At 60.0% G+C, this 25,342-nt stretch carries 27 protein-coding genes; 11 read left to right on the top strand and 16 right to left on the bottom strand.

The window, feature by feature from the left end:
- Positions 1–85: 85 nt before the first annotated feature.
- From QP982_RS08580 to QP982_RS08570, 3 genes are all read right to left on the bottom strand, one after another.
- Positions 86–1,207 (bottom strand): ABC transporter substrate-binding protein, encoded by a 1,122-nt coding sequence (locus QP982_RS08580; RefSeq protein WP_224783767.1) that lies wholly within the window; start codon positions 1,205–1,207, stop codon positions 86–88.
- Positions 1,208–1,430: 223 nt separating this feature from the next.
- A complete protein-coding gene (locus QP982_RS08575; protein WP_065421727.1) occupies positions 1,431–2,831 on the bottom strand; it encodes an MATE family efflux transporter in 1,401 nt (466 codons plus the stop codon).
- Entirely contained in the window at positions 2,828–3,100 is a 273-nt protein-coding gene (locus tag QP982_RS08570) for a hypothetical protein (protein ID WP_350309394.1), read from the bottom strand. Before QP982_RS08570 ends, QP982_RS08575 begins: the two co-directional genes overlap by 4 nt.
- On the opposite strand from QP982_RS08570, the gene QP982_RS08565 reads away from it, so the two are divergent.
- Complete coding sequence (locus QP982_RS08565; protein ID WP_284870423.1) at positions 3,083–3,232, top strand: hypothetical protein; 150 nt, start codon at positions 3,083–3,085, stop codon at positions 3,230–3,232. The genes QP982_RS08570 and QP982_RS08565 overlap by 18 nt on opposite strands.
- A 454-nt stretch (positions 3,233–3,686) precedes the next feature.
- On the opposite strand, the gene QP982_RS08560 is transcribed toward QP982_RS08565, so the two are convergent.
- The 7 genes from QP982_RS08560 to arfB all read right to left on the bottom strand — a co-directional run bounded on the left by QP982_RS08560 (position 3,687) and on the right by arfB (position 10,580).
- Positions 3,687–4,439 (bottom strand): ABC transporter ATP-binding protein, encoded by a 753-nt coding sequence (locus tag QP982_RS08560; RefSeq protein ID WP_016422021.1) that lies wholly within the window; start codon positions 4,437–4,439, stop codon positions 3,687–3,689.
- Entirely contained in the window at positions 4,436–5,386 is a 951-nt protein-coding gene (locus QP982_RS08555; protein WP_016422020.1) for an ATP-binding cassette domain-containing protein, read from the bottom strand. The genes QP982_RS08560 and QP982_RS08555 overlap by 4 nt, the downstream gene beginning before the upstream one ends.
- Positions 5,383–6,210 carry an ABC transporter permease gene (locus QP982_RS08550; RefSeq protein ID WP_016422019.1) on the bottom strand — a complete coding sequence of 276 codons (828 nt, stop codon included), beginning with the start codon at positions 6,208–6,210 and terminating at the stop codon, positions 5,383–5,385. The genes QP982_RS08555 and QP982_RS08550 overlap by 4 nt, the downstream gene beginning before the upstream one ends.
- Complete coding sequence (locus QP982_RS08545) at positions 6,203–7,141, bottom strand: ABC transporter permease (protein WP_224783768.1); 939 nt, start codon at positions 7,139–7,141, stop codon at positions 6,203–6,205. The genes QP982_RS08550 and QP982_RS08545 overlap by 8 nt, the downstream gene beginning before the upstream one ends.
- Positions 7,142–7,276: 135 nt before the next feature.
- The gene (locus QP982_RS08540; protein WP_016422017.1) at positions 7,277–8,947 is read right to left on the bottom strand and encodes an ABC transporter substrate-binding protein; all 1,671 of its coding nucleotides are present in this window, start codon (positions 8,945–8,947) and stop codon (positions 7,277–7,279) included.
- Between the two features lie 221 nt (positions 8,948–9,168).
- Complete coding sequence (pdxY, locus tag QP982_RS08535) at positions 9,169–10,095, bottom strand: pyridoxal kinase PdxY (RefSeq protein ID WP_284870422.1); 927 nt, start codon at positions 10,093–10,095, stop codon at positions 9,169–9,171.
- Positions 10,096–10,136: 41 nt separating this feature from the next.
- Positions 10,137–10,580 carry an alternative ribosome rescue aminoacyl-tRNA hydrolase ArfB gene (arfB, locus tag QP982_RS08530; RefSeq protein ID WP_284870421.1) on the bottom strand — a complete coding sequence of 148 codons (444 nt, stop codon included), beginning with the start codon at positions 10,578–10,580 and terminating at the stop codon, positions 10,137–10,139.
- A gap of 138 nt (positions 10,581–10,718) precedes the next feature.
- Here arfB and QP982_RS08525 point away from each other — a divergent pair, with 138 nt between their 5' ends.
- The 6 genes from QP982_RS08525 to QP982_RS08500 all read left to right on the top strand — a co-directional run bounded on the left by QP982_RS08525 (position 10,719) and on the right by QP982_RS08500 (position 16,511).
- The gene (locus QP982_RS08525) at positions 10,719–11,501 is read left to right on the top strand and encodes an SDR family oxidoreductase (RefSeq protein WP_284870420.1); all 783 of its coding nucleotides are present in this window, start codon (positions 10,719–10,721) and stop codon (positions 11,499–11,501) included.
- 16 nt (positions 11,502–11,517) lie between these two features.
- Complete coding sequence (locus QP982_RS08520) at positions 11,518–12,198, top strand: alpha-ketoglutarate-dependent dioxygenase AlkB family protein (RefSeq protein WP_049192989.1); 681 nt, start codon at positions 11,518–11,520, stop codon at positions 12,196–12,198.
- Positions 12,199–12,231: 33 nt separating this feature from the next.
- Positions 12,232–13,461, top strand: coding sequence for a sensor histidine kinase (locus QP982_RS08515; protein WP_284870419.1), 1,230 nt, complete (start codon positions 12,232–12,234; stop codon positions 13,459–13,461).
- 52 nt (positions 13,462–13,513) lie between these two features.
- Complete coding sequence (locus QP982_RS08510) at positions 13,514–14,221, top strand: response regulator (RefSeq protein WP_284870418.1); 708 nt, start codon at positions 13,514–13,516, stop codon at positions 14,219–14,221.
- 116 nt (positions 14,222–14,337) lie between these two features.
- Positions 14,338–15,081 carry an ABC transporter ATP-binding protein gene (locus tag QP982_RS08505; RefSeq protein WP_284870417.1) on the top strand — a complete coding sequence of 248 codons (744 nt, stop codon included), beginning with the start codon at positions 14,338–14,340 and terminating at the stop codon, positions 15,079–15,081.
- Positions 15,078–16,511, top strand: coding sequence for an ABC-2 family transporter permease (locus tag QP982_RS08500; protein ID WP_284870416.1), 1,434 nt, complete (start codon positions 15,078–15,080; stop codon positions 16,509–16,511). Before QP982_RS08505 ends, QP982_RS08500 begins: the two co-directional genes overlap by 4 nt.
- A gap of 26 nt (positions 16,512–16,537) precedes the next feature.
- Here QP982_RS08500 and QP982_RS08495 read toward each other — a convergent pair whose 3' ends face one another.
- Together QP982_RS08495 and msrA are read right to left on the bottom strand one after the other, a co-directional pair.
- On the bottom strand, positions 16,538–17,716 hold the full coding sequence (locus QP982_RS08495) for a YkvI family membrane protein (protein ID WP_069359108.1): 1,179 nt from the start codon (positions 17,714–17,716) through the stop codon (positions 16,538–16,540).
- 99 nt (positions 17,717–17,815) lie between these two features.
- Complete coding sequence (msrA, locus tag QP982_RS08490; RefSeq protein WP_284870415.1) at positions 17,816–18,472, bottom strand: peptide-methionine (S)-S-oxide reductase MsrA; 657 nt, start codon at positions 18,470–18,472, stop codon at positions 17,816–17,818.
- A gap of 102 nt (positions 18,473–18,574) precedes the next feature.
- Here msrA and menE point away from each other — a divergent pair, with 102 nt between their 5' ends.
- Genes menE through QP982_RS08475 form a run of 3 tightly spaced genes read left to right on the top strand, consistent with a single transcriptional unit; the run spans position 18,575 to position 21,846 of the window.
- Complete coding sequence (gene menE / locus QP982_RS08485) at positions 18,575–19,723, top strand: o-succinylbenzoate--CoA ligase (RefSeq protein ID WP_284870414.1); 1,149 nt, start codon at positions 18,575–18,577, stop codon at positions 19,721–19,723.
- A gap of 56 nt (positions 19,724–19,779) precedes the next feature.
- Entirely contained in the window at positions 19,780–20,676 is an 897-nt protein-coding gene (locus tag QP982_RS08480; RefSeq protein ID WP_016422005.1) for a 1,4-dihydroxy-2-naphthoate polyprenyltransferase, read from the top strand.
- Positions 20,677–20,685: 9 nt separating this feature from the next.
- Complete coding sequence (locus tag QP982_RS08475) at positions 20,686–21,846, top strand: alpha/beta fold hydrolase (protein WP_016422004.1); 1,161 nt, start codon at positions 20,686–20,688, stop codon at positions 21,844–21,846.
- Here the strand turns inward: QP982_RS08475 and QP982_RS08470 are convergent.
- Entirely contained in the window at positions 21,843–22,202 is a 360-nt protein-coding gene (locus QP982_RS08470) for a DUF4229 domain-containing protein (RefSeq protein ID WP_016422003.1), read from the bottom strand. The genes QP982_RS08475 and QP982_RS08470 overlap by 4 nt on opposite strands.
- 193 nt (positions 22,203–22,395) lie before the next feature.
- Here QP982_RS08470 and QP982_RS08465 point away from each other — a divergent pair, with 193 nt between their 5' ends.
- The gene (locus QP982_RS08465; protein WP_016422002.1) at positions 22,396–22,662 is read left to right on the top strand and encodes a hypothetical protein; all 267 of its coding nucleotides are present in this window, start codon (positions 22,396–22,398) and stop codon (positions 22,660–22,662) included.
- On the opposite strand, the gene rfbA is transcribed toward QP982_RS08465, so the two are convergent.
- The 3 genes from rfbA to rfbB all read right to left on the bottom strand — a co-directional run bounded on the left by rfbA (position 22,659) and on the right by rfbB (position 25,339).
- Entirely contained in the window at positions 22,659–23,534 is an 876-nt protein-coding gene (gene rfbA, locus QP982_RS08460; protein WP_016422001.1) for a glucose-1-phosphate thymidylyltransferase RfbA, read from the bottom strand. The genes QP982_RS08465 and rfbA overlap by 4 nt on opposite strands.
- Before the next feature lie 20 nt (positions 23,535–23,554).
- Positions 23,555–24,244, bottom strand: a complete 690-nt coding sequence (locus QP982_RS08455) for a dTDP-4-dehydrorhamnose 3,5-epimerase family protein (RefSeq protein ID WP_016422000.1) — start codon at positions 24,242–24,244, stop codon at positions 23,555–23,557.
- A 102-nt stretch (positions 24,245–24,346) separates the two neighbouring features.
- Positions 24,347–25,339, bottom strand: coding sequence for a dTDP-glucose 4,6-dehydratase (gene rfbB, locus QP982_RS08450; RefSeq protein ID WP_016421999.1), 993 nt, complete (start codon positions 25,337–25,339; stop codon positions 24,347–24,349).
- Positions 25,340–25,342: the final 3 nt, after the last annotated feature.

Raw genomic sequence — 25,342 nt, 5'->3', positions numbered from 1 at the left:
GGGCTGACTTCCTGCTCCCCGCGAACGGCGTCTCCGCTCCCCTGCGTTGTTGCCAGGTTTCCGTGCGAAACTTGCATGTTCGACATCACTCCAGCCCAGTCCAGAAGGTGCCCGAGGCCTCGATTGGCAGGAACTTATCGTGCAGGTCCTGTACCTCTCGTTCAGTGTCAATGTCGCCGAACAAGTCCGGGTGCATGGCCTTTGCAAACATCTCGACTGCCAGGAAGTTATATGGCGAATCGTAAAAATGATGCCATGCGACGAAAGTACGCTTACTTTTCACCGCGTCGACTTCACGCACAGCGGGCTGCTTACCGACGACATCGTGAAGGGCCTTTTGCGCCTCTTCCTTCGATTCCGAGTAACCCAGCGGTACGTAATTTCCTTCCTTGACCGGAGTCTTACCCTGATCCCAGTCTGCGCCTGTGGCAATGATGACTTCAGGATTCTTCCCGGCCAATGCCTCTGGCGATACCTGCCCTTGCTTCGCATCAATCATTTCGTCGCCAAGGTTTAGTCCACCGGCAAAATTGACAATCTGCGCCAGGTTGGACTTGGCGAAGGTTGAGCAGCAGTCAAAGTAACCGGGTGCTCGCCACAGGAATGTCGGTGTCGGTGCTGGTTTCTTCTCGGCAAGGCGGTCAGCGACCTTGTTGACCTTCTTCTCGTAGTAGTTGATAAAGTCTTCCGCCTGCTTTTCACGCCCCAGCAGTTGTCCCATCATTCGAATACTGGGCTCGGTGTTTTTCACTGGGTCAATGAAGTAGTCGACAGTCACCGTCGGCACGCCTGCCTTTTCTAATCCATCAACGATTCCAGCATCTTTAGCCGCGTCGAAGACACCCGCATTTACTACGAAGACATCGGGTCGGGACTCCAGAGCCTGTTCCAGCGACATAGTGTTGTTGTAAATCTCGCCTGTGGTCGGGATGTCCTTGATTTTGGGGAACTTCTCAACGTAGCGGTCGTAAGTGGCTTTGTCGTTTTCCTTCAGGTCCTCTGGCCAGGCAACGATCTTGTCAGTTGGATTGTCTGGGTTCAGAAGCGCCGTCGTGTAAAGCATCTTCTGCCCGCCCATCAGGATTCGCTCGACATTCTGCGGGACTTTAACTTCGCGTCCTAGCGCATCGACGACGGTACGCTTCTCACTGCTAGCGGATGCGTCTCCATTTCCATCTGAGCAAGCGGCGAGAAGGACGAGCGACATGCATAGGAGTACCGCGAAAAGCACCCTTGCGGGGAAGTCACGCAGTAGCACGCTTGGAGTAAGAGGAGAACTAACCTTCATTTTCTTCATTTTCTTCTTTCCGGAGCAGGCGGTCAGTCGACCGCATATTCAGCTCCTCGGATCCCCTTCGGTAGAGGGAAAACGTCATCTTTACGTGGATGGTTCAGACTATTTCTGGATGGGTGTTACGAAGCTTCGGTCGTCACACGGAACTAGTGGGTTGCAGGTGACGCTGCAGAGCGCGGTAAAGCAGAGCAGCGGTCGTGGAAAAGCCAAGGATGAGCCCAACCCAAACGCCATATCCTTCCCAACGAAGGCCAAGGCCAAGAATCAGGAGAGCTGGAACCCCCACCGCCCAGTAGCCCCAAAGGGTCGCACTGAGACCCGACTTCGTGTCGCGCAGCCCACGAAGGAGCCCCACCAGCACGTTCTGGGAGCCTTTAGCGAACTGCTGAAGCACGGCAAGGCACAACAAGATTGTCGCTATATGGCGTACATCGGGATTGGCACTAACGTTGGAATCAGTAAGGAACAGTCCAACGACGTACTTGCCCAGTAGCAACCAGAGCAAACCGACGACGGCAAGATAAATACCCACTGCGTGCAAAACCCGACGTGATACCTGTTTGACTGCCTCGGCACCATCCGCTAATGCACGGCTGACCAGTATAGATCCTCCGTGCGAGAAGCCGATACATACTTGGTAGACGATATAAGCGAGTTGGTTAACAACGGTGTGCGCTGCCAGCATGACTGGGCTAACCAGGCCCATCGCTAGACCTGCGATAGTAGTAATCGCAGCTTCAGAGCCGTAGGTAAGCGAAACTGGAATCCCAAGCCGAATAATGCGCCTCATGCATGCTGCGTCGCCGGGCCTCGGAATGACCGCGAAGAATTTCCGTAGCTGACGGTCTCTTTGCAGCAAGCCAGCAAAGGACAGCAGGGTAAAAACCTGGACGCAGGTGGTCGACAGACCGATGCCCACCAGTCCCCATGCAGTTCCCCATTCATTGACACTTGTTAGCCGGAGGAATCCAGCGTTGAGAGCAGCGTTGACAACGATGGAGATGAGCGTAACCACCAGCAGAGAGCCCGGCCGACGCATGCCGACTGCAAACTGCCGCAGGACATTGAGCCAAATCATCGGGATAAGGCCTGGTGCAAGTGCGACCGTCATCGAGAACGCTAGCTCGGCAACAGTGTCGTCGATGGGCAAGATGAGTGCAAGCGCACCAAATGAAATCACGATGAGGCCACCAATGATTGCAGTTGCGGTACCGACGGCCATGCAACTGCGTACCGCTTGGCGGATTCGCTCAGCCGCAACTTCCTCGCCTGTCTTTTCCCACTCCGACGCGGCCTCGGCTACTAGGTTGCCTCCGGCGGTGACCATACCGACACACATGGTGCGAATCTGGTTGTAGAACTGCATTGCGAGTCCGCCGCCGGCAATTGCCACTACACCGAGGGTCTGCAGCATCAGCACATCGGTCGTGGTTAGCGCAACCCCCGCTAGCTGAACGCCCGCGATGGGTAGCGCAAGCGAATAGACATCACGGTAGGACACGGTTTGCTGGCCAATTGCACGAGCTGGATTTATCACCCGGCCACCTCGAAGGAACTAGCAATGGCACGAGAATCACCATAGGCTCTGAGCATTCGCGAAACTTGACGCTCCATAACTTCTGAATACAAATGATTTTTCTGAAGCCAATCAGTATCAAAAATTGTGTCGAGATATTTCTCACCAGCATCACAAACAATGACGACCATTGTTGTTCCTGCCTGAAACTCGTGTAGATGACGCAAACCTTCGTAGATTGCAGCACCTGCTGTGCCTCCAACCATGAGCCCATGTTCCCTAGCCAACACTCGGGCCACGGCGAATGCCTTGACATCGCTAACTTTGACTCCATGGTCGATGAGGTCGTAGTGGGAGTTCGCGAGGCTCCAACTTTTTGGCAGTCCATTAGCGCGTATGGCATGCCGCTTTCATCGTCGTAGAGACTAATGGTGGTGTAGTACTTATCTGGGTTGTCGCTTCCGTGGCGATAAGAGGTCTTGTATCCAACGAGATCACGGTTGGCATCAAAACCGAGCATCGAAAAAGCAATCGAGTCCCGGCTCTCAACCGGTAAGTCAATCATCATTTTTGTCGGGCACTGCGAGGAACCTTCCGCGAATGCCAAGTATCCATCTTCTACTGCACGGATAACCAGCGAAGGTTCGAGTTCGATATCTTCCAAGTCCGATCGGGTCAAAAGTCGAAGCCTTGGAGTTTTTGAATCAATCAATAGAAGTCCTTCAAGCAAGTAACGATTGATAGCCAACCATTCAATCAACAACAGGATAGCCTACAATATCCACCATAGGTATGGCTACCCTAAGTTCTAAATTCTATCGGCGATCACAGGCAGTGAAGGTTCAATGACTCCAAGCTGGGCGCTAAGTAATATCGCTACTCTAAGGCGACGACGCCGTCGCACACGGCGGCGAGAAGCCTGTGTTCATGGCTAATCATGAGAACACCGCCGCCAGATACGGCGAAATCCCGGATGACCTCGACGATTGCCGCGGAGTTGGCGGCGTCGAGCATGGCGGTCATCTCGTCGCAGATGAGGTAGCGTGGACCGGCGGCCAGGGTGCGAGCGACTGCGGCACGCTGGAGCTGCCCGTCTGAGACCTGGCTAGGGAAGCGATCGAGAAGGTCCGGAGTCAGCCCAACGTTTCGGATGAGCTCGTCGATGTCCACACTTTTCCCGGTTCGCTGACCATCCCGCCGCCCTTGCCGCCCCTGTCGTGCGGCTGAGCGAATGGTGCGCCCCAAAGTCATCCGCGGGTCGCAGGACCTTCGGGGAGACTGAAACACCATCCCAATCTGGCCACGAACCCGCTGCCCGGCGCGGCTGCGCACAGCGCCGACCGGCACCCCGTCGCAGAAGCACTGCCCTAAATCGGGCACTTCCAGGCCTGCGAGGATACGGCCGAGCGTGGACTTGCCAGCCCCCGAAGGCCCACGAAGCCCGACGATCTGCCCTGGATCAACCCTGATGGAAACGTCCGATAAAACGACTCTCGCAGAGCCGTCCTTGGCGCCGAATGACTTCGACACGTTCTCGGCGACCAGCGCTTTGCCACTCGCCTGCGCGTCACAGCTCACCGAAGCCTGCTCACTCACCAACGCCTTACTCACCACAGCCTCCTCGTTCATTTCCCCGCCTCCTCGAGCCTGCGCGCGTAGCAATAGTCCTCGTCCAGGTTCGTCAAGCTCGGCACCACGCCGGGCATCGGCCGCATGCCGTTTTCGGGCAGCGCTGCGAGCAGGTCGCGCATGTATTCGCTGGCTGGGGCCTCAATCACCTGTTTTGCCGGTCCCGTCTCCTCAAGGCGCGATGCGTACATCACTGCAACTCGGTCGGCGATGCCGCTATCGCGCAGCTCGGAAATGTCGTGCGTAATTAGCATGACTCCCACACCACTGTCGGCGATTTGGCGAAGCATGCGCAGCAGGGCCATGGTCAGGTCGGGGTCGAGGGAGGCCGTCGGCTCGTCAGCAATCACCAGAGCAGGGTCGCCAGCCAGGGCGAATGCCACTGCTGCGCGCTGCGCCATACCCCCGGAAAGTTCGTGGGGATACAGCGCCGCGACCTCCGCATCCAGGCTGACTCGCCGCAGCATCTCCTCCACCGTGTGGTTGCGCCCCAGAACGGAAATTGTTTCTTTTAGCTGTGCCCCGACCGTGCGCACCGGTGTCAAAAACGTCGCCGCCGACTGCGGTACTAGCGCGATTTGCCGCCCCGCCAGCTCCTCGTCAGTGCGAGCAAGGCCCGCGCCGGTACGTCGCCGCGCCAGAATTTCGATGGGCTCGGCGTTCCTCTCCGCTTCTGCACCACTGTCAGCTGCCCCTTCGCGCGGATAGAAACGCACCTGCCCCTCTACTCTCGCGTGCGGCGGCAGCATGCCAACCACCGCCGAGGCAATAATCGACTTTCCGCAGCCCGACTCACCCACAACCGCGACGACCTCTCCCCTACCCACAGTCAGGGACACGCCCGTCGCGGCATGCACCACGTCACCACCGCGCAGGGGAATCCGCACTGTCAGTCTCTCAATGTCCAGCAGCTTCTCTCGCTTGCCGACGCCCTCCCGAGCACTCACACCAGCACCTCCTGTCCGGTCACCCGCTCCTTCAAATGCGTGCCGACGGCCGCAATACACAACGTTGTGGCGACGAGGAAAAACGAGGGAAACACCAAAATCCACCAATGGCCGAGAAGCAGGGCGCCCTCGGCGTCGGCAAGCAGAGTCCCGAGAGACGGCTTGTGCGGCGGCAGGCCCACCCCAAGGAAAGACAGCGTCGACTCGTGCCAGATTGCGTGCGGGATCAGCAAGATAAGGCCGACCAAGGACTGCCCCAGTGCCGCCGGAACAACGTGCCGAGCTAGCACGCGTGCGCGGCTCATTCCGGACAGGAGCGCGGCCTCGACGAACTCGGCGCCCCGCAGATGCAGCACGGACGCACGGACCGTTCGGGTGATGGTCACCCAGTGCGTCAGTACCAGGGAGATGATGATTGCGGGGACCGAGCCTCGGAAAAGGCTGACGATGAGCAGCCCCAGTAGCAGGTGCGGCAGCGCGTTGGTGACGTCGGCGCTGCGCATAATGACGCGGTCGACGCGCCCGCCGAGCATGCCTGCGGTAACGCCGAGGACGATACCGACGATCGCCGAGCACACTGCCGTGACCAGTGCAATGAAAAGGGAAATGCGCATTCCCGCAGCAACTCGAACGAAAACGTCGTGCCCCTTCGAATCGGTACCGAAGAAGTGCTCAGGCCCCGGGGCGACACCGGAATTGGCGAAGTCGGTGAGCACCAGGTCGGAGTCGTGAAACAGCGGAGTTAAAAAGGCGTAGGCAGCGATGAGGACCAGGCACGCCACGGCCACGACCGGGGCGACCGGCCTCTTTGTCGTTTTAAGCATCTGCATCCACCCGTGGGTCGAGGACGACGAAGGCGACGTCGGCAAGCAGATTTCCGAGCAGGACGATAGCCGTCGTCGCGATAGTGAGAATGCTCAGCAGCGGAAAGTCCAAGCTCTGAGCCGATTTGACCAGCGCGGTTCCGAGCCCAGGCCACGCGAAGACCGCCTCCACCAGTGTCGATCCGACGACCAGCTCAGACAGTCGCGCGCCGATGAGCGCGAGGAAAGGCGGCACTGCGGTCGGCAGGATATGGGAGAAAATAATCGTTCGGCGCGGAATGCCGCGGACCTGCGCTCCGGTGACCGCGCCGGAGTCCATGACCTCGACGATGGACTCACGCAACGACAGCACCAGCCACGGCACCTGCGTAATCGCAAGAACGACAGCTGGCAGCGTAAGGTGCGCCACCGTAGAGGAGAAAGTCACGGGCTCGCCCGGGTAGGTCAGGCCTCCGGTGGGAAATAGCTTCCAGGCCAACGCAAAAAGGCCGAGGCCGCCGAGTGCAACGACGAAGGGCGGGGTCGCCTGAATCACCGTCGAGATCGACAGGACTAGCCGGTCTAGCACTCCCCCGCGCCGCACCGCAGCCCACAGTGCCAGAACGAATGACAGCGCGATAGCTCCGGCAAGTCCGCAGGCGCCGAGCAGCATCGTCCACGGCAGACGCTCGGCGAGCACCTGCGTCACCGGCTGTGAGTAGGACCTCGAAATGCCAAGGTCGCCCACCGCCAGGCCCTGCAGCCACACCAACCACGACTCCCACCAGGGCCTATCCAGCCCCAACTGGTGAGAAATCGAGACTCTCTGCGCTTCGGTCAGGTTGCCCGCCTGACCTTTGAGATACGCATCCAAAGGGTCGAAGGGGCTCACCGCCGCCAGCGCGAACACTGCTGCCGTCACCGCCACAACGATGGGAACGGCTACCAGCACTCGCCTCACGACGATTCCTGCGACCTGCCGTTTCCGGCTCTTGAAACGGGGTTGATGCTCAGAGGGGTGTAGACGCGGGTGTGAGTGCGGGCGCGAGCGAGGGTGAGGACGTGGGTGTGGCTCGGCTTTTGTCATTTACTTGTGCCATGCCCCCAGGTTGAACCACGGGCCGAAGTTCAGGCCGTGGGCATGGGGCTCAAGGATGGCATCCGGGTGCGTGTAGCCACGGTCGCGCTCGACATAGACATGGTCAACGTAGACCAGCTGCAGCATGGCGGGCTTTTCGGCGTAGAGCTTCTGAATCTTACGGTAGAGCTCGTCTCGCTTGGCCTGGTCCGCTTCGACGCGCGCCTGGTCGAGCAGCTTGTCGATCTCCGGGTTGACGTAGTCGGAGCCGTTATCCCACTTGGCACCGGCACCCGGCTCAGCGTACTTGGAGTGCAAGATTGAGTAGATCTGGCCGTCGACGGAGTACGGGGTACCGCCTCCTCCCAGCATGACCGGGGTCTTGGCGTAGTCCTCGCGGGTGACAGACTTGGAATCACGGGCGACCGGATTGACCTCAATGCCGACCTTCTTCAGGTCGGAGGCTGCGGCCAACGTCAGGTCTGTGCGGGCGTGATCGCGGTTCGGGAAGTAGATGACATCGAACGCGGCGCGCTGGCCGTCCTTGACGCGGATGCCGTCCGAGCCCTTCTTCCACCCGGCGTCGTCGAGAAGCTTCTCGGCCTTCGCGGTGTCGTGCTTGATCTCGGCGGTCGGGTCGTAGGCGTCGCCGTAGAAGTCCGCGAGGAAGGTGGAGTTCGGCTTCGCGTGGCCCTTCATCACGTCTTTCGCCATGGCCTCACGGTTGACAGCCAGGTTGACCGCATTGCGGATTGCCTGGTCACCGGTGACCGGGTTGCCCGCTGGAAGGGTGATTCCGCGCCAGTCCGCCGAATGCGCCGACTCGACCTTGAATCCCTCCTGGCCTTCAAATTCCTGCGCCAACGCCGGCTCCATAATGGTTCCGTCGCCCTCGCCGCCGCGCAGCTGCTGAGCACGGGAGTTTTCGTCCTGATTGACTCGGTAAATGACTTTCTTCAGCTCAGGGGCCCCGCCGTGATAATCCTCGCGGGCCGTGAAGATGGCCTCGTCGGCACGCAAAGATTCGAGCTTGAACGGGCCAGTTCCCACGGGCTTGGTATTGAGATCTGAGTCCTCGGCGGGCTTCAAATCATCGAAGTTGAAGGCCTCCGACGGGGCGATGCCGTTGAGGAGCTGGTGATCGAATTCCGCGTACGGGATATTCAGCTCGAAGACGACCTTGTCTCCGTCGGCGTGCACCTCATCGAGCATTTCCCAGTTCGGAGCCTCAGAGGAGGCCGAGCGCTCGTCGAGGATGGCCTTGTAGGTCGCCACGACGTCCTCCGGCCCGAAGGTGGTCCCGTCGGAGAAGGTGATTCCGTCCTTGATTGGAACGGTCCACGTTTTGTTGCCATTGCTCGGCTCGGCGGGGCCGGAGGCTAGCAGAGGCTCAAAGTCGACGGGCTTCGTGGAGGTGTCACCCGACACCGGCTTGAGCCGGAAAAGGCCCTCGTAGACCGGGGAATCGCCGGACCTGCTGTAACCAGCAACCGGGTTGTATCCGCCGGTTTCGTTGTTATCCAGCAGGACCAGGGTCTGCTCGGCGCTGGCGCCGGAGTCCCCGGCGGCACCGGAGGCGGACTTATCATCGGGGTTCGAACAGGCGGTCAACCCGAGGCCACAAATCGCAAGTGCAGAGACCGAGACAGCCAGGGTTCGCCCCGTGCGGGTAGAAAACATTTACTCCCCTTTATTGAAGGATAGGCACAACTAAGTAGTAACCGTTTTCATTATCTACTCATTGGAAACTTTATTTCAATGGTTCAAAATCTTTTCTTCTTGTTGCGCAAATGTTTAGAACCCAGGTAAAAGGCAGAAAAATCCCGAAGACCTGGTACGACGATGGCGGCAACACATAAGTGCTGCCGCCATCGACTCCCCCCATATTCGCTTATAAAGCGCTACGCTACCTTCGTAACCTCAAAACGCTGCTCCGGATGAACGTAGGCCTCCTGCGCGCGCACGAGCTCCAGCTCGCCAGAGCCGGACTCGTGCGTGACCTTCAGCAGCTCAAAGATACTGGCCGCTGTGTTACCCAACGCGACCGAAAGGTCACCGTAAATACCGCGACCGCGCAGCAGGTTGCCTGCAAACAGCGCAGCCGCGACATCGCCGGAACCGTTGCGCTTCAGGGGCAGGTACGGCGTCGCCACCAGCCATGCGCCCGCACCATTGACGGCGAGCATCTCAATCTCGCCCTCCTTGCGCTCCGGACGCAGCACACTGGTCACCAACACGGCCTCCGGACCCATCTCACGAGCAGCATGAGCTGCCGCAATGGTGGACTCCAGGTCGCTGACCTCGCGGCCCGTCAGGTATCCCAGCTCGAACTGGTTTGGCGTAATCACATCTGCCACCGGCACGACCTTGTCGCGCAGCAGCGGCGGAATGTCGTCCGAAACGTGGCAGCCACTCTTGGCATTTCCCATCACCGGGTCACACGAGTAGATAGCCTTCGGGTTGCGCTGCTTGGCCAGCGCCACGGCCTCGATGATGACATCCGCAATATCGCTACCACCCTGGTAGCCGGAGATAATCGCGTCGACGTCGTCAAGCTTGCCCAGCTCATCGATACCCTTGATGACCTCGCGCACATCCGTGGCCGGAATCATCGGGCCGCGCCACTGGCCGTAGCCGGTGTGGTTGGAGAAATCGACGGTGTGGACCGGCCACACTTCAAAACCTGCGCGCTGCAGCGGGAAGACCGCAGCGGAGTTGCCCACATGGCCATAGCTCACATGCGACTGGATGGACAGAATCGAGGGCACGCGGTTGAACTCCGCGACAGTTTCAGCTGCCTTTTCAGTAGGGGCCTGGTTTTCGCTCATACCATCTATATTGCAACGGATGCACGAAAATCCCATATTCCCTAGTAGGCGCTGGGGCGACGTCGGCTGGCTTTGAGCTCGGAGCGGCGCTGCTTCTGCGCTTTACGACGGGCAATCGAGGCCCGACTCGGTCGAGTCCGCCGGCGCCTCGGAGGCGGTGGCTGCACAGCTTCTCGGATGAGTTCCGCTAAGCGCCGCCTGGCTTCCGCGCGGTTGCGTACCTGGGAGCGCTGCGTGGTGACCGACACGGTGAGTGTCGTGCCGTCGAGGCGGTGGCTGAGGTTCTGGAGGGCGCGGCGGCGGTGGACGTCGGAAAGCACGCTGAGCTCGGCAATATCGACCGATAGCTGCACCTTGGAGTCGGTGGTGTTAACGCCCTGACCGCCCGGCCCACCGGAGCGCGCGAAGCGTTCAGTGAGCTCCGCTGAGGGGATGACAAGGCCCTTTGGGATGCCGGGACCTGGTGGAATCTTCAGGGGTTTCATGATGGCCAGTGTAGAGGGCTCGTTTGTAATCGGATCTCGTTTTCCGATTCGCCTGTTTGAAGGCAAATGCTCATCTAAGCTGACGAATAACATTTATCCACTTATAAAAACAGCAAGAAAAGGCAGGATTGAGACACCATGGCCACTTCTGATTCCCCGTCCATTTTCATCTCCGGCGGCGCACAGGGCATTGGCCGCGCGGTGGCCGAGAAGTTCCTGGCTGCAGGCTGGACCGTAGGTGTCTACGACATCAACGAGGACGCCCTGGCGAAGCTCAAAGCTGAGCGCCCGGAGGTAATCGTCGGCAAGCTGGACGTGACAGACTTTAAGCAGTGGGAGGACGCGCTTGCGGACTTCACCTCCCACACCGGCGGCAAGCTGACAGTGCTGGACAATAACGCGGGCATCATCGGCGATGGCGATACCACCGACCAGTCGCCGGAGATTATTCGCGCGCAGGTGGACATCAACTGCACCGGCCTGACACTGGGCGCGAAGGCGGCGCACCCGTATCTGAAGCGCACCAAGGGATCTCACCTGGTCAACATGGGTTCGGCTTCGGGTATCTACGGTCAGCCGCACATCGCGCCGTACTCCGCGTCGAAGTTTTACGTCTCGGGTCTGACGCAGGCTCTGGATCTGGAATGGCGCAAGGACAAGATTCGCGTCGTCGCAATCATGCCGCTGTGGGCGAAGACCAAGCTGGCGGACGTTTCCGCTGGTTCGACCCGCCGTCTTGGCGTGCGCATCACACCGGACCAGGTCGCTGATGCCGTATGGAAGGCAACGCACCCGCAGAACTTCATCGAGCGCCAGCGCCACTTCTACTCGGTGTCAGCAGCGGACTTCATCCTGCGCTACCTGGGCAAGATTGGCCCGCAGTTCCTGTCCCGCCCGGTTAACGCAATCATCGCGGGTTAAGAGGCAAACTAGACCTATGCTCTTTGATCAACTCCCGCGCGACGATGCCCGCATCACGCCGGGAGTTGTTCATTTGCCGGGGTGGCTTACGCTGGAGCGGCAGGCGGGCATCATCACGCAACTCCGCGACATCGCCCGCGACGTTGCCGGCACTCCCCTGGCCATGACTCGCCCGCAGCTCAAAAGTGGTCAGATGCAGGTCTTTATGCTGCATCTCGGTCGCATGTGGGCCACCAATCCCTACCGCTACGTCACGCACGCAGGCGGCGTTCGCGTCCCGCCCGTGCCTGACAACCTGCTACAGCTCGCTACCGAAGCACTCGGCGCTGCCGCGCTTTACGACGAATCCCTCAGCCAGTGGCCCACCACTTTTCGGCCCGACATGGCGTTGGTCAACTACTACCCGCCCGGGGCCACCATGGGGATGCACCAGGATCGAAACGAAAACTACCCTGCCCCGATTGTGTCACTCTCTATCGGCGATGAGGCTCTGTTCCGCATTGGCGGGACTGAAAACCGCAACAAACCCTGGGATGACGTGACTCTCGCCAGCGGGGATGTGATTGTGTTTGGTGGTCCGAAGCGGCTTGCGTTTCATGGTGTGCCCAAGACTCGTCCGGGCACGCTGCCGGAAGGGTGCGGGCTTAAAGAGGGCCGCATCAACATCACATTCCGGCAAGTGGAAAACTCACACTAAACCGCGCAAGCCACCGACCGCTAGCCTAGACACATGCAGCGCACCGCTTCCTCCATGCACGCACAGCCTGCCACCGCGCAGACCCCTGCCCCACTCGACTGGCGCAGCCGGGTACGTTTCTTTGTCGGCTCGTTCCCAACTGCCGATCTCGCTATTGCGACTGCTTTCCTGCTGTGCTGCTGGTTGAGCATGACGCCGCTACTTACTTATGGCCCGAGCTTTACTTATGTCACCAATGTGATTCTGTCCGCGATGATTGCCGGGGCCGCAGCGTTTCGTCGTAAAGCAGTGCGTGCATCGTTTGTGGTTACGTACAGTGCCCTAGCGGGTCTCGCCTTGCTGGTGTGGCTATCCCCAGTGAACCTTGGGCTAGACCCCATTATTGTTGCTGCCCCACTATCTCTATGGGCTGTGACCAGGTGGGAACCGAATCGCACCTGGGGCATCGTTGGGCTGTTTTTAGGGTTGATTGGCAGCTTCCTCAACCCGGCAGTTCCTGCCTTCGGCTTTACCCCGGAACGACTATTGGTCTTCGGACTACCGGCGGTGCTTATCACGGCGAGCGCGTACGCAGTGCCACTATGGCTGCGCATCAACGCCGAGGAACATGCCGCGGAGTTGGAGAACGTCGTGGCGCTCAACAAGCTGGAGTTGTCCAGGGAGCTTCACGACGTCGTGGGGCACGGACTCACCTCTATTAAGGTTCAGGCCCAAACCGCTCTGTACCTGGCGGAGATGGATGGCTCACGAGCGGAATCCGCTGCTGAAAAGACCACGCTGGAAGGTATTGCCCAGACCGCAGACCAATCGTTGCGGGATGTGCATGCGCTTGTCGATGCGCTACGTGATGGCGGCGAGATTAGCGCTGACCCGAATGAGATTCCGCGTCTGGTTGCGGCAGTTTGTCCGCCGGGTCGCGATGTTTCGGTGACTCTGCCGGAGTCTTATGGAGACCTGGCGGATTGGCCACTCGCGAAGCGTTTGACTTTGGTGCGGGCAGTGACGGAGTTGGCCGCGAATATGGCCAAGCACTCATCGGGCGCTGGTCAGCTGGCACTGGTAATCGATCCACCTGCCGATGCTGATGACAGCCCGGCGCGGGTTCATTTGGTGACTGCAAACCGGGCTGAGAGCGAAACTTTGGAACCCAGGAAGCGAGCTGGCGCTGGCCTGATTGGTCTGAATGAACGCGTGGCGCAGCTCGGTGGCGAGATGACTTATGGTGAAAGCGACGGCATGTTCCGCGTCAGTATTCGGCTGTAAGCAGTTCGACCGAAGCAGGGCTGACTGTCAATCCTGTCGAGAAAGACGAGCAATGGATGTAATTCGAGTATTAGTGGCTGAAGATCAGGCTCTGATTCGGCAGTCTTTCGCGCAGCTTATTGATGCCCACCCGCAGATGAAAGTCATTGGTGCCGTGGGCGACGGCGCCGAGGCTGTGCGTCTTGCCTCCGGAGCCGATGTGGTCGTCATGGACATTCGAATGCCCGTGATGGACGGTATCGAGGCCACACGACAGATTGTGCAAGGCGTGCCGTCCGGAGGTGCGGCTCGCGCTTCCACTCCAAAAGTCGTGGTACTGACCACTTTCCGCGAAGAAGACCTGGTGCTCGGCGCTTTAGAAGCTGGGGCCGCAGGCTTTTTGCTCAAAGACTCCAATCCCCGTGAGCTGCTTTCGGCCATCATGCGTATCCACCGTGGTGAAGGAGTCATCGATCCGAAGGTGACGCCGATGGTGTTGCGGCATGTTTCACCGCGCGCACCGCACTCAGGACAGCCAGCGAGAGCGTTCTCGACACATGGCGCTGACTCAGACCCCACTCACACAGGAACCCAATTCACACCCCGCGAACAGGAGATTTTGAACCTCGTCTGCCAAGGGCTTTCCAATGACGAAATTGCTCGCAGGTTGGTTGTCGCTACAACGACAGTGAAAACCCATGTGAAATCCCTGTTGACCAAGACAGGCTCACGCAGTCGCGTGGATCTTGTCATTTGGGCTGCGAAAAACGGGCTGCTGTAGCTTCTCCTCGCTGGTACCGTCATCCTCGCTATCGCCTCCTCCCTAGGGAGGATATTTCCGCCACCTCATCCTCAGGGAGGGCGCGAACCGTGCCAAACACTCCTATTACTTAAGGCATGAACGCACCAACCCCCACCTCAGGCCCTTCCGCAGACGCCGCCGCTCCCCTCCTCCAGCTGCGCGGCATCACTGTCTCCTACGGCAAGAACGAACCTGTCCTGAACGGCCTCGATATGAACGTCCGCGCCGGCGAGGTCTACGGACTATTGGGACTCAACGGCGCAGGTAAATCCACGTTGATGAGCACGGTGCTTGGGCTAATTCCCTACTCCGGTGAAATCAGCATCGCGGGACACCCGTGGTCCGTTGTCGACCTGGACCGCATCGGCGCCTCCATCAATGGCCCGGCGTTCTACCCACAGCTCTCAGCCACCGACAATCTCAAAGTGCACGCACATCTGACCGGCACGGACAAGAGCCGTATCGCCGAAGTCCTCGACTTGGTCGGGCTTCATGCTGGTAACAAGCGTGCCCGCGCTTTCTCAACGGGCATGAAGGTTCGTCTTTCCCTGGCGATGGCGCTGCTCACCGACCCCGACATTGTGCTTCTCGACGAGCCCACCAACGGCCTCGACCCCGAAGCTATCGTGGGCCTGCGCACCTTGTTGCGACATCTTGCCGCTAGTGGCAAGGCCGTCGTGGTGTCCTCCCATCAACTCGGAGAAGTCGAAAAGAGCGTTGACCACCTTGGTGTCCTCGCCGGTGGCCGACTGGTCTACGAAGGCCCGCTGACTGACTTTGCGGCCTCTGGTCAATCCCTCGAGCAAGCTTTCTTCACCGCAGTAGGTGTTGCCCGATGAGCACTCAACCGCACACGCGCACTCTTAACACGCGCACCGTTCCTGCCCGCCGCTACTTCCGCGCCGAGCTACTGCGGGCGAAGTGGTCACTCACCATGTTTCTGCCCATCATCATGGTGGCAATCGCGCTGGTCAGCATGGTCTTCTCTACAGGTGTTGACGCCACCGCCATGGCGAGCGCCCACATCTACTCGCTTATCCTGCTTCCTCCCCTGGCTGCTATTACGTCCGTCATCGGCCAAAACCGTGAAGAAAAACTCCGCCAAGGCGGCCTAATCTGGCGCAATATCTCGAGCACTCGAGTGCTCCTCGCGCGCGCCGCTACTGTCATCGCCTCCGCGGCCCTCGGCCACGCACTGATGGCCACTCTCCTTGCCCGGAGCGTGAGCACCGCATTGCAATTCACGATCTTCAACACTTTGTCATTCTTCGTCTTCTGGACATTCGGCCTTGCCCTATGGCGCCTTGTGCCACGCGCAGCTCTCTTCCTCGCTCCGCTCGCTTCCATCGCTTGGGCCATCGCAGGAACACTGGACGCCATGAGCCCAAACTGGCAAATTCTCCCGTGGACCTGGGCAATCCGCCCAACGTTACCTATCCACGGAGTGCAGGCTAATTCCATCTCGGCTCCCGCAGACAGCGAGATCTGGAACATCGCCATCCTGCCGCCCACACTGCTGCACTTGCTCCTCGGGCTAGGCTTCTTTGCCATCGCATTGCTTGCGCACGGAAAACCTCTCAGCTTGCCGACGGGCCGGGAACGCAGCACTTCGTCGTTAAGCCATGGCATGAGCGCGACCCTTCCCTGGCGCACCTGGTGGAGTCTCGCAGCGCTGATGCTTGCCGGACTTGCGGTCGTGCGTGTGGTGTGGAACCCGGAGTATGCGCTGGGGCTGCTGAGTTTCGTCTGCGTGCCGACGGCCGCAACCATGGTGGCCATCATGACATGGACTTCGCAAGCCGATGCCTGGCCAGCACTGATGTATCGGCGTGCGCGACGCAGCATCACGCTCCGACTGTTTGCCTTGGATATGGCGTTTCTCGTACCGGTGCTCGTGGTTGCGGTGGTTATCAGTGGTGCAGGCGGCGAGACCAATAGCCAGACCGGCATTAACCCCTGGCCGTACCAGGCGGTAATCGCGTCTCTTGTGGCCGCGATGATTGTGGCCGTGACCGGCTTACTTGCGCGTCGAAGTGTGGCGGCCGCAATCTTTGTCTCGGTGGCGCTCGGCGGTTGGGCGGTGATGGTTGGCGGTGATGTCCTCAGCGCCTCACCGCTGTGGTGGACCTCGGAATGGGGATGGACTTGGGTAGTCCGTGATTACCCCGATCGGTGGCCAGTGATGGTTCTCGTGTCCGCCATTGTGATGGCGGCGTTCGTGGCTTGGGCTCGGGCGACATCATTGAAGGCGATCCGATCCCAAGACTGACGGCGGCGCTACGAGCAGCCCACCTACTACTCGATCGCCTCGCGAACCTCTTCGACACTGAGGTTGGAGTCTTCAATCTCCTCGCGGGCCTCCTTGTTCCGGCCACGGCGGACCAGACGGAAGATGCGCTTGCGGCGGGAAGTCTCTTCACTGATGCGCTCGCGGCCGCGCAACCAGGCAACAAGCATGACAGTAATGAGCAGCAGACCGATGTAGCCCAGGATTGGGTAGACCCAACCGATCAGGTTTTGGAAGCCCATGAAGCTCAAGGCGAAACCGAGCAAGACCAGCGCGACGTAGACAATCTTGAATTTTTCCGGGTGATTTGCGGTGACGCGACGCCCCAGTGCGTAGAACATGCCAAGTGCCGTGTTGAAGATCATGCCAAGGATTACCACGGCCATGGCCTGGCCCAGCCACGGGTGCAGACGATTAATGACAGTGAGCATTGGCACGGCATCGGTGGCGACAGTACCAACAGTGTGGAACAACGTGATGGTGGTGATCAGCAGCATCGCGGAGTAAATCAAACCACCGGTAAACCCACCGGCTCCAGCGGCGCGGGGATTGAACAGGCTACCGCCAATAACAATCGCCATGGAAACCGCAACCATCAGGTTAAAACCAACATAGTTCACTGCGGCGACAACCCAGTTCGGCAGAGTGGTCGGGACTTCCGCAACGGCAGCTGCCTGCTCCGCGGCTGGGGTGGCATCGGTGAACGCCAGCGTATAAACACTGGCCAGCAGAATAAAGCCGACGATAAACGGCGTGATAGAACCGATTACGGTGGTCACGCGGTCCACATCGAGGAAACCGGCTGCGATGGTCACCAGCACCATGATTACGGCACCAATCCACACGGGGATGCCCCATTGCTGCTCCATGTTGGCACCGGCACCGGCGAACATGACGAACCCTGTGGCGAAGAGCGTGATAATCACGCCAATGTCCAGTACTCGCGAGAAGATGGGGTGCGATACGCGTCGGAAAACTTCGCCGTGCTCGCTGGCCTGAAAATAGCTTCCCAGCTGCAAAATGATCATCGCCATCAGGCTCATGATCACCGCTGAGAGAACGGCACCCCAGACACCATTGATGCCAAAGGCGACGAAGTATTGCATGATTTCCTGACCCGTCGCAAAGCCCGCGCCGACGACCACGCCGACGAAGGCAAATGCAACGCGCAGTACTTGCTTCACCACAAAGGTTCACTCCTATTCGACTATCGGATTAATACAACCACCTTACTTTTCTCAGTGAGTTTTACTAATCGCGACTGACCGTTCTAAAAAGCTTTGCCTTTAAATTCCGCAGGCCACGCCGGTCGAATGCACCGGGCAGTAGCCGTTCGGATTCTTAAACAAGTACTGCTGATGCTCATCCTCAGCCCGGTAGTACTCCCCTGCCGGGGTCTCCGACAGTGGCTTAATCTCCGTGGTGATGGGGCCCAGGCCAGCGTCGGCAAGCTTCGGTGCGTACGCATCGGCGATCTCCTGCGCCCGGCGCGCCTGCTCGGGCGTCTTCGTGTAAATCGCGGAACGGTACTGCGTGCCGACATCATTACCCTGGCGGTAGCCCTGCGTGGGATCGTGGGCCTCGAAGGCCTTGGCGATCAGCTGGTCGAAGCTAATCTGCTCCGGGTCGTAGACGACCTCCACAATCTCGGTGTGGTTGGTCCGCCCAGTGCAGGACTCGCGGTAGGTGGGATTCGGCGTCACGCCACCGGCGAACCCGACCGACGTGCTGAGCACGCCCGGTGTTTCCCAAAACAGCTTCTCAGCACCCCAGTAACAGCCAATCCCGATGTAGACGACCTCCTGGCCATCCTCCCATGGACCGGTGATCGGCGTGCCAAGCACCGCATGCGGCTTTGGGTTTTCCAACACCGGGTGCGAGCCGCCCTTGAGCGCCTCATCTTCCGGCACCAGCTCCGCTGACCTACCAAAAATCCAACCCATCTTCTACGCCTTTCTATCTATGACTGTCTTTGGTCTGCGCAACGCGCCCGAGGCCACGATTGTTCCGACCTCGCCACCAGAAACTACGGCACAACACGGGCTATGGTTTGGGTTGTGCGTACGCTCAGCCTGCTTTCCGTCAATCCCCACGACCCGACCGCCATCCTGCCCGACCTCCGCGCCGCGCTGGACGGTGAGGTCTCTCTTCTTCCCGTTCCGCTTCACGACGGCACGCGCGCCTCAATCTTGCGGAACTCGCAACGCGCAGGTGAGCCAATTGATGAATCCATCGCGCTTGTTGTCGGCACCTCCGGTTCCACCGGCACACCGAAGGGTGCACAGCTGACGGTGGATAACTTGGTCTCCTCTGCTACCGCTACACATCAGTGGCTCGGCGGTGACGGACAGTGGCTACTGGCGATGCCGGCCTACCATATCGCTGGCCTGCAGGTTCTCATCCGTTCGCTGCTCGCGGGCACGGAGCCGGTGTGTCTGGATGTGACCGACGGTTTTGATGTGGCCGCATTCGCCGACGGCGCCGAGACCCTCACCAGCGATCGCGCCTACACGTCGCTGGCTCCGATGCAGCTGGCCAAGGCCATGGAAGAACCCTTTGGCGCGGCTGCTCTGCGCCTCTTCGATGCCGTCCTTGTCGGCGGCGCAGCCTTGAACCCGCAGGTGGCAGCGCGCGCCGAAGAACTCGGCATCAACGTCGTGACCACCTATGGTTCCTCCGAGACAGCCGGCGGCTGCGTCTACGACGGACAGCCCATCGAGGGCGCACAGGTCGCCATCGAAAATGGTCGTGTTTGGCTGGGCGGGCCGATGATTGCACACGGTTACCGCAACGCGCCCGGTCACGAGGCTTTCCATAAACCAGGTTGGTTCGCCACCTCCGATGCGGGCGAGATCCGCGATGGCCGACTGGTCATCACGGGCCGCTTGGACACCATCATCGACTCCGGCGGGTTGAAACTGCACCCGGAAGTTCTCGAACGTGAACTGCTCGCCATCGACGGAGTAACAGGTGCCTGCGTGGTCGGTGTGCCACACCCACGGCTCGGCCACGCTATCGTCGCAGCGTATGAAGGCACCGCTGAGCTCGGCGATATTATGGACGGGCTCGGCGATGCTGAAGACGCCGGGCGAATCAATCACTGGATGATTCCCAAGGACCTGCGTCGTGTGGAGGCTCTGCCACTGATTGGTCCGGGCAAGGTCGACCGGAAGAAAGTCGCGGCGCTCTTTTAGCTCATTCAGACACGCATTAGTTCAAGGCATTTGGTGTCACGTCCTATTATTAATTCATGTCTGAAGCACCAAAGAGTCCTGCAACGGCGTCGTTAAGCGATTGGCTGGAAGGCGCGCGCCCCCATACCTGGGCGAATGCGTTTGCGCCGGTCATCGTCGGTGTCGGAGCGGCATCGACGCACGCGCCGATTATCTGGGGACGTGCGGTGCTCGCGCTGGTTGTCGCGTGGGCGTTGATTGTGGGCGTGAACTTCGCCAACGACTACTCCGATGGCATCCGCGGCACTGACGATGACCGCTCGGGCCCGCTGCGCCTGACGGGTTCTGGTCTGGTCGAGCCGAAGGTTGTGAAGTACGCGGCGTTCGGTTCCTTTGGTGTCGCCGGTCTTGCCGGTGTGGCGCTGTCCCTGATGAGCGCGTGGTGGCTCATTCTGGTCGGTGCACTGTGCATCGCGGCTGCGTGGTTCTACACCGGCGGTAAAAATCCCTACGGTTATCGCGGGCTTGGCGAGGTCTCGGTTTTCGTCTTCTTCGGTCTCGTCGCGGTGCTCGGCACGGAGTTCACGCAGACCGGCTCGCTGTCCTGGGTGGGCCTGGCCTGCGCAATTGGTATTGGTTCGGTGTCTTCTGCCGTGAACCTGGCGAACAACTTGCGCGACATCCCCACCGACGCCGCTACCGGCAAGATCACCTTGGCAGTTCGCCTGGGCGACTTCCGCACCCGCATCGTCTGGCAGATTCTCTCCCTCATGCCCGCGCTGGCCAGCAGCTTTATCGCTTTCTGGCGCCCATGGGCGCTGGTGGGTCTGCTCATCGTGCCGCTGTGGGTGAAGGCCTCCGAGCCAATTCGCATGCATAAGAAGGGCAAGGAGCTCATCCCGGTACTGGGGCTTACCGGCAAGATGATGCTTGCCTGGTCCGTCATTACGGCACTCGCACTCGCGCTCAGCTAGGGGGTACCGATGGACTTCCGCACACTGACGCACAAGGCGCTTGACGACGTCCAGGAGGCCGCAACCCGAGTTGGCGACACAGCAGCCAAGGCTCCAGCTTTCGCCCGCAGCGCTGCTCTGCGTTTGACCAAATCGGGACGCCGCCGACTGGCGCTGGAGCACGGTGCGCTGCATTCGCAGACCCGTGAACCGGGACTCACCGATCTCACGTCAACCGGCGTGGTGCATATCAAGACCGCACCGGTCACGGCCGAGATTGCGGCCAAGGACGACGAGCGGAAGGCCAGCGACAAGCCGGATGCTGTCACCACCGATATTCCGGTGCACTGGTACGAGGTTGAACCTAGCGAACCCGCCAAAGAACCCGTGACCATCGTCTTCGTCCACGGCTTCACCCTGGCTGGTGAGTCCTGGTACCGGCAGTTCAACGCGCTGCGCAAGTCGCACCCGGAAGCACGCCTGTTGACTATGGATCTGCGCGGCCACGGCCTGACCGGAGCGGTTCCGGCTTCACTCTGCACGGTCGAAGGGGCTGCGGCCGATGCGCTGGCCGTGATCGCCGAGCGTGCCGCGACCGGAAAACTCATCGTGGTTGGGCATTCGCTAGGCGGTTTGATTGCACTGCACATGGTGCGGGCTGCCGAGGAAAGCATTCGCCGTCGGATAGCAGGCGTAGTGTTGATTTCCACGTCTATCGACAAGCTGGCCGCCCAGGGTGTGCCGCAGATTCTGGCGTCCCCGGTGGCGGATGCGGCGCGCAATGCAATTGAGTCCTCGCCGAAGGAGATTCGCAAGTTCCGCGAGGCAATCGCGTCACTGATGGCGCCGTCGTTGGCGGTGGCGGTGTTCGCCCGGCGCACGGACTACGAGATCATCGAGTTCCACGCGGCCATGATTAATGAAACACCGCTGGAAACTTTCGTGGGATATCTCGACGACCTGCAGGATCACGACGAGTTCGCATCCGGGCCTTACTTGGAGGGCTTGCCAGGAGCGGTACTGGTGGGCACGAAGGACGATGTCACTCCGCGCAAGCAAGCAGACCTAATTATGGAAAAGTGGCCGGACGCCGAACTGGTTGAAGTCGACGGGGCCGGCCACATGTTGCCGCTCGAGGCTCCGGAAGCGGTGAACCGGGCTATCGAGCGGGCCCTGGAGAAGGTGCGCTAGTTTTCCTCGCGGTCCTTAATCTGCTGCGCAATGTATTCCTTGTGCGCGCGGCGGTTCTCCGACCACACTGCAACAGACTCATTGGCCTGGACGCGCAGCTTCGGGAACACAAAAACCGACAGCGGCATCGCAATAATCAGTGCGAACACAGCCGTAATTGCAGCCGGAATCTGCACATTAACGAGGTAGATAATCACGAGCAGAATGAAGAACAGCACTAGGAATAGCAGCAGACGAGCAAGGCCGTACCAGAACAGCCCCTTCATGGCATTGCCGCGACCAGCATTCTTGGTCACCGGAGCTGCTGGCATCTGAGCCTCAGAAGCCAACTTGTCCTGCTCTGCTGGATTGGTCATTAAACCCTCACCTCTACGTGTTACGCCTGTGCTGTGCCCGGGCGTTGCTAGCGTCCATGGCTGTTCGTGTCCAACGTTCCTTTGTACCCTAACGAACTCTGTACGCCGTACCGCATGCAGTGCGATACCCCTCGTGGGCACTACGGGACTCGTTGCGTATTCTAGTCGGTAAATCCAGGAGGTTAGCTATTACATGGGTCGGCTCATTCTGCTGCTGTTCATCATCCTTGTCGTAGTCATGCTGTGGAAGGCATTTGGCCCCGGCAGTCGCGGCAACGGCATGCGACGTATTTCCGCTCCGCAACCGGAACCCCGTCCGCTCGCTCCCGACGATGATCCGGAGTTTCTCTGGAAGCTCAAGAAGGCCGAATTCGATCGCCGTAAACGTGAGCAGGAGCTGCAGGAGCGGCGCGAACGGGAGCAGGACGACAACCCCGATAATCCCGGCGAAACTGACTAAACGTCCTTGCCACGCAGCAACAACTGCTGTAGATATTCCCCGTAGCCACTGGCGCTGAGGGCGTCGGCACGCGCGCTAAGCGCAGCATCGTCAATGAATCCCATGCGCCACGCCACCTCTTCCGGCGAGCCAATCTTTAGCCCCTGCCGCTGCTCAATCGTGCGCACGAAATCACCCGCGGCCATCAGATTGTCCACCGTGCCCGTGTCCAGCCATGCCGTGCCGCGCGGCAGCACCTCTACCTGCAGTTTCCCGCGCTCCAAGTAGGCGCGGTTAACATCCGTGATTTCCAATTCGCCGCGTGACGACGGTTGCAGCGAGCGAGCTATCTCAACAACCTCGGCATCATAGAAGTACAAACCAGGCACCGCGAAATGGCTGCGTGGTTTCTTCGGTTTCTCCTGGATCGCCACGGCTTTGCCGCTTTGGTCGAAGTCCACGACTCCATAGGCTGTGGGATCTGCGACCCAGTAGGCGAAGATCGCTCCGCCATCGACGTTATGGAAGCGGCGCAGCTGCGTGCCCAAGCCAGCACCGTAAAAGATGTTGTCGCCGAGGATGAGGGCAACGGAGTCATCGCCGATGTGGTCCGCACCGATGATGAACGCTTCAGCGAGACCACGGGGCTCGTCTTGGGTGGCAAAGGTGAGGGTGAGGCCCCACTGCGAGCCGTCGCCAAGCAAGCGTTCAAACTGCGGGGCATCATGTGGCGTGGTGATGACGAGGATGTCCCTGATTCCCGCTAGCATCAGCGTGCTCAGCGGGTAGTAGATCATCGGCTTGTCATAGACGGGAACCAGCTGCTTGCTTACGCCAAGTGTGATGGGAAACAGCCGAGAGCCCGTACCACCTGCGAGGATGATGCCCTTCATAGTGCTCGCGCCTTTCTGCCTTACTGCCCGGCCGCTTCGTTGGCGATTGCCCACTCGTCGCGAGCCATGTTCTCAAGATCCTTGCAGTCAAACTCACTGGGGAGCTTATTGCCCTCGGCCTCGAACTGCTCGATAGTCGGAGCCTTCTGATCGCGCTCGGAGAGAATCATGTCCGCGTCGGTGAGACCACCCTTGGCCAGCAGCGCAGCCAGGTCAATTCCGAGAGTCGGGTCCTGGATGCTAACAGCACGCTCTGCCTCCGGGTTGTAACCGGTGGAAGTGAGGTAAGTGAGCACAGAGTCGTCGGCAAGCGAGACGAAGCCATGTCCGATGCCGTTGGGCAGATAGACCACTCGGCGGGTCTTGCTGTCGAGCTCGAAAACCTCGACCTTGCCGAAGGTATCGGAGCCGCGACGCAGGTCAACCGCAATGTCGAGGATGTGGCCCGCGGGACAAGTAACCAGCTTCGCCTGGCCGGGGTGGCCATCTGGCGCGGTGCTGACGTCAGCGAAGTGCAGGCCACGGACAACGCCTGCAGCGGAGACACTCATATTGGCCTGCTCCGGGAAGAACGGGTAGCCCGTAGCCTCGGCGAATGCGTCGAGGCGATACCACTCGTGGAAACTACCGCGGCTGTCGCCGTGGATGACCGGTTCGAAGGTGAAAACGCCGTCGATAGAAGTGGGCTGGAATGTGCTCTTAGGGCTCATGGGTAACAAGTGTAGACGGGGCGCCCGGGCTGAGGCTGTGGCACGCGTTGAGTGTGCACTGAGTGTGCGTTGAGGGTTCGCTAGGCATGCCCCAGCAGCGAACTACAACTCCTGCTCGCGCTCCGCGTAGCCAGCCTCAGCGGCATCGTAGGCCGCCGCCCACCAGGACTCGTTGGCGCGATACCAGTCGATGGTCTCGGCGAGCCCCGCGGAAAAGTCTTGGTAGCGCGGCTGCCAGCCAAGGCTGCGGATGGATGCGGGGTCAATCGCATAACGACGGTCGTGCCCCGGGCGGTCAGTGACATGGACAAAGTCGGACCGCTCACGACCGAAGCCCTCCAGGATGTCTCCGACCACGTCGAGGTTGGAACGCTCGCCATCGGCACCAATCAGGTAGGTCTCCCCCACCTCGCCAGAATCCAAGATTGCCCAGACCGCGTCGTTGTGGTCATCGACGTGAATCCAGTCCCGAACATTCTCGCCAGTGCCGTACACGCGAGGGCTACGACCGCGCAACAGACCACAGATCTGGCGGGGAATCAGCTTCTCCGGATGCTGCCTCGGCCCGTAGTTGTTCGAGCAGTTACTAATCGTCGCAACCAACCCGAAGCTGCGCACCCACGCCCGGACAAAGTGATCCGCTGAAGCCTTGGAGGCCGAGTAGGGGCTGGAGGGTTTGTACGCGGTGGCCGTCGTAAAGCGTGCTGGATCGTCGAGAGCGAGATCGCCGAAGACCTCGTCGGTGGAGATGTGGTGAAGGCGGACGTCGTGGGTGGCGCAGGCCTTCGCCAGATTCACGGTGCCCATGACATTAGTGGTGACGAAGGGATCGGCGTCCACCAGCGAATTGTCGTTATGGCTCTCTGCGGCGAAGTGGACGACCACGTCGAAGCGGGGCACGAGGCGATCGATCAGCTCCGCGTCACGAACATCGCCGCGGATGATTTCACAGTCCGCGCCATCCAAGCTCGCAGGGTTCGCGGCATAGGTGAAAGCGTCCAGCACCGTGACATTCACATCGGGCCGTGTAGCCAGAGTGCGGAGAACGAAGTTGGAACCAATAAAGCCGGCACCACCGGTGACGAGAACGCGCATGGA

The organism is Corynebacterium sp. MSK019 (genome assembly GCF_030232425.1).
GTDB classification, from domain to species: Bacteria; Actinomycetota; Actinomycetes; order Mycobacteriales; family Mycobacteriaceae; genus Corynebacterium; species Corynebacterium jeikeium_D.
This window is presented reverse-complemented; position numbering and strand designations above follow the sequence as displayed.

Coding starts and splice junctions, on each gene's coding strand:
- rfbB (WP_016421999.1), bottom strand. CDS start 25,339: ATGCGCGTTCTCGTCACCGGTGGTGCCGGCTTTATTGGTTCCAACTTC.
- QP982_RS08580 (WP_224783767.1), bottom strand. CDS start 1,207: ATGTCGCTCGTCCTTCTCGCCGCTTGCTCAGATGGAAATGGAGACGCA.
- QP982_RS08515 (WP_284870419.1), top strand. CDS start 12,232: ATGCAGCGCACCGCTTCCTCCATGCACGCACAGCCTGCCACCGCGCAG.
- QP982_RS08475 (WP_016422004.1), top strand. CDS start 20,686: ATGGACTTCCGCACACTGACGCACAAGGCGCTTGACGACGTCCAGGAG.
- QP982_RS08455 (WP_016422000.1), bottom strand. CDS start 24,244: ATGAGCCCTAAGAGCACATTCCAGCCCACTTCTATCGACGGCGTTTTC.
- rfbA (WP_016422001.1), bottom strand. CDS start 23,534: ATGAAGGGCATCATCCTCGCAGGTGGTACGGGCTCTCGGCTGTTTCCC.
- msrA (WP_284870415.1), bottom strand. CDS start 18,472: ATGGGTTGGATTTTTGGTAGGTCAGCGGAGCTGGTGCCGGAAGATGAG.
- QP982_RS08505 (WP_284870417.1), top strand. CDS start 14,338: ATGAACGCACCAACCCCCACCTCAGGCCCTTCCGCAGACGCCGCCGCT.
- QP982_RS08565 (WP_284870423.1), top strand. CDS start 3,083: ATGTTCCCTAGCCAACACTCGGGCCACGGCGAATGCCTTGACATCGCT.
- QP982_RS08500 (WP_284870416.1), top strand. CDS start 15,078: ATGAGCACTCAACCGCACACGCGCACTCTTAACACGCGCACCGTTCCT.
- QP982_RS08470 (WP_016422003.1), bottom strand. CDS start 22,202: ATGACCAATCCAGCAGAGCAGGACAAGTTGGCTTCTGAGGCTCAGATG.
- QP982_RS08550 (WP_016422019.1), bottom strand. CDS start 6,210: ATGCTTAAAACGACAAAGAGGCCGGTCGCCCCGGTCGTGGCCGTGGCG.
- QP982_RS08520 (WP_049192989.1), top strand. CDS start 11,518: ATGCTCTTTGATCAACTCCCGCGCGACGATGCCCGCATCACGCCGGGA.
- QP982_RS08525 (WP_284870420.1), top strand. CDS start 10,719: ATGGCCACTTCTGATTCCCCGTCCATTTTCATCTCCGGCGGCGCACAG.
- QP982_RS08540 (WP_016422017.1), bottom strand. CDS start 8,947: ATGTTTTCTACCCGCACGGGGCGAACCCTGGCTGTCTCGGTCTCTGCA.
- QP982_RS08560 (WP_016422021.1), bottom strand. CDS start 4,439: ATGAACGAGGAGGCTGTGGTGAGTAAGGCGTTGGTGAGTGAGCAGGCT.
- QP982_RS08465 (WP_016422002.1), top strand. CDS start 22,396: ATGGGTCGGCTCATTCTGCTGCTGTTCATCATCCTTGTCGTAGTCATG.
- QP982_RS08510 (WP_284870418.1), top strand. CDS start 13,514: ATGGATGTAATTCGAGTATTAGTGGCTGAAGATCAGGCTCTGATTCGG.
- arfB (WP_284870421.1), bottom strand. CDS start 10,580: ATGAAACCCCTGAAGATTCCACCAGGTCCCGGCATCCCAAAGGGCCTT.
- QP982_RS08480 (WP_016422005.1), top strand. CDS start 19,780: ATGTCTGAAGCACCAAAGAGTCCTGCAACGGCGTCGTTAAGCGATTGG.
- pdxY (WP_284870422.1), bottom strand. CDS start 10,095: ATGAGCGAAAACCAGGCCCCTACTGAAAAGGCAGCTGAAACTGTCGCG.
- menE (WP_284870414.1), top strand. CDS start 18,575: ATGGTTTGGGTTGTGCGTACGCTCAGCCTGCTTTCCGTCAATCCCCAC.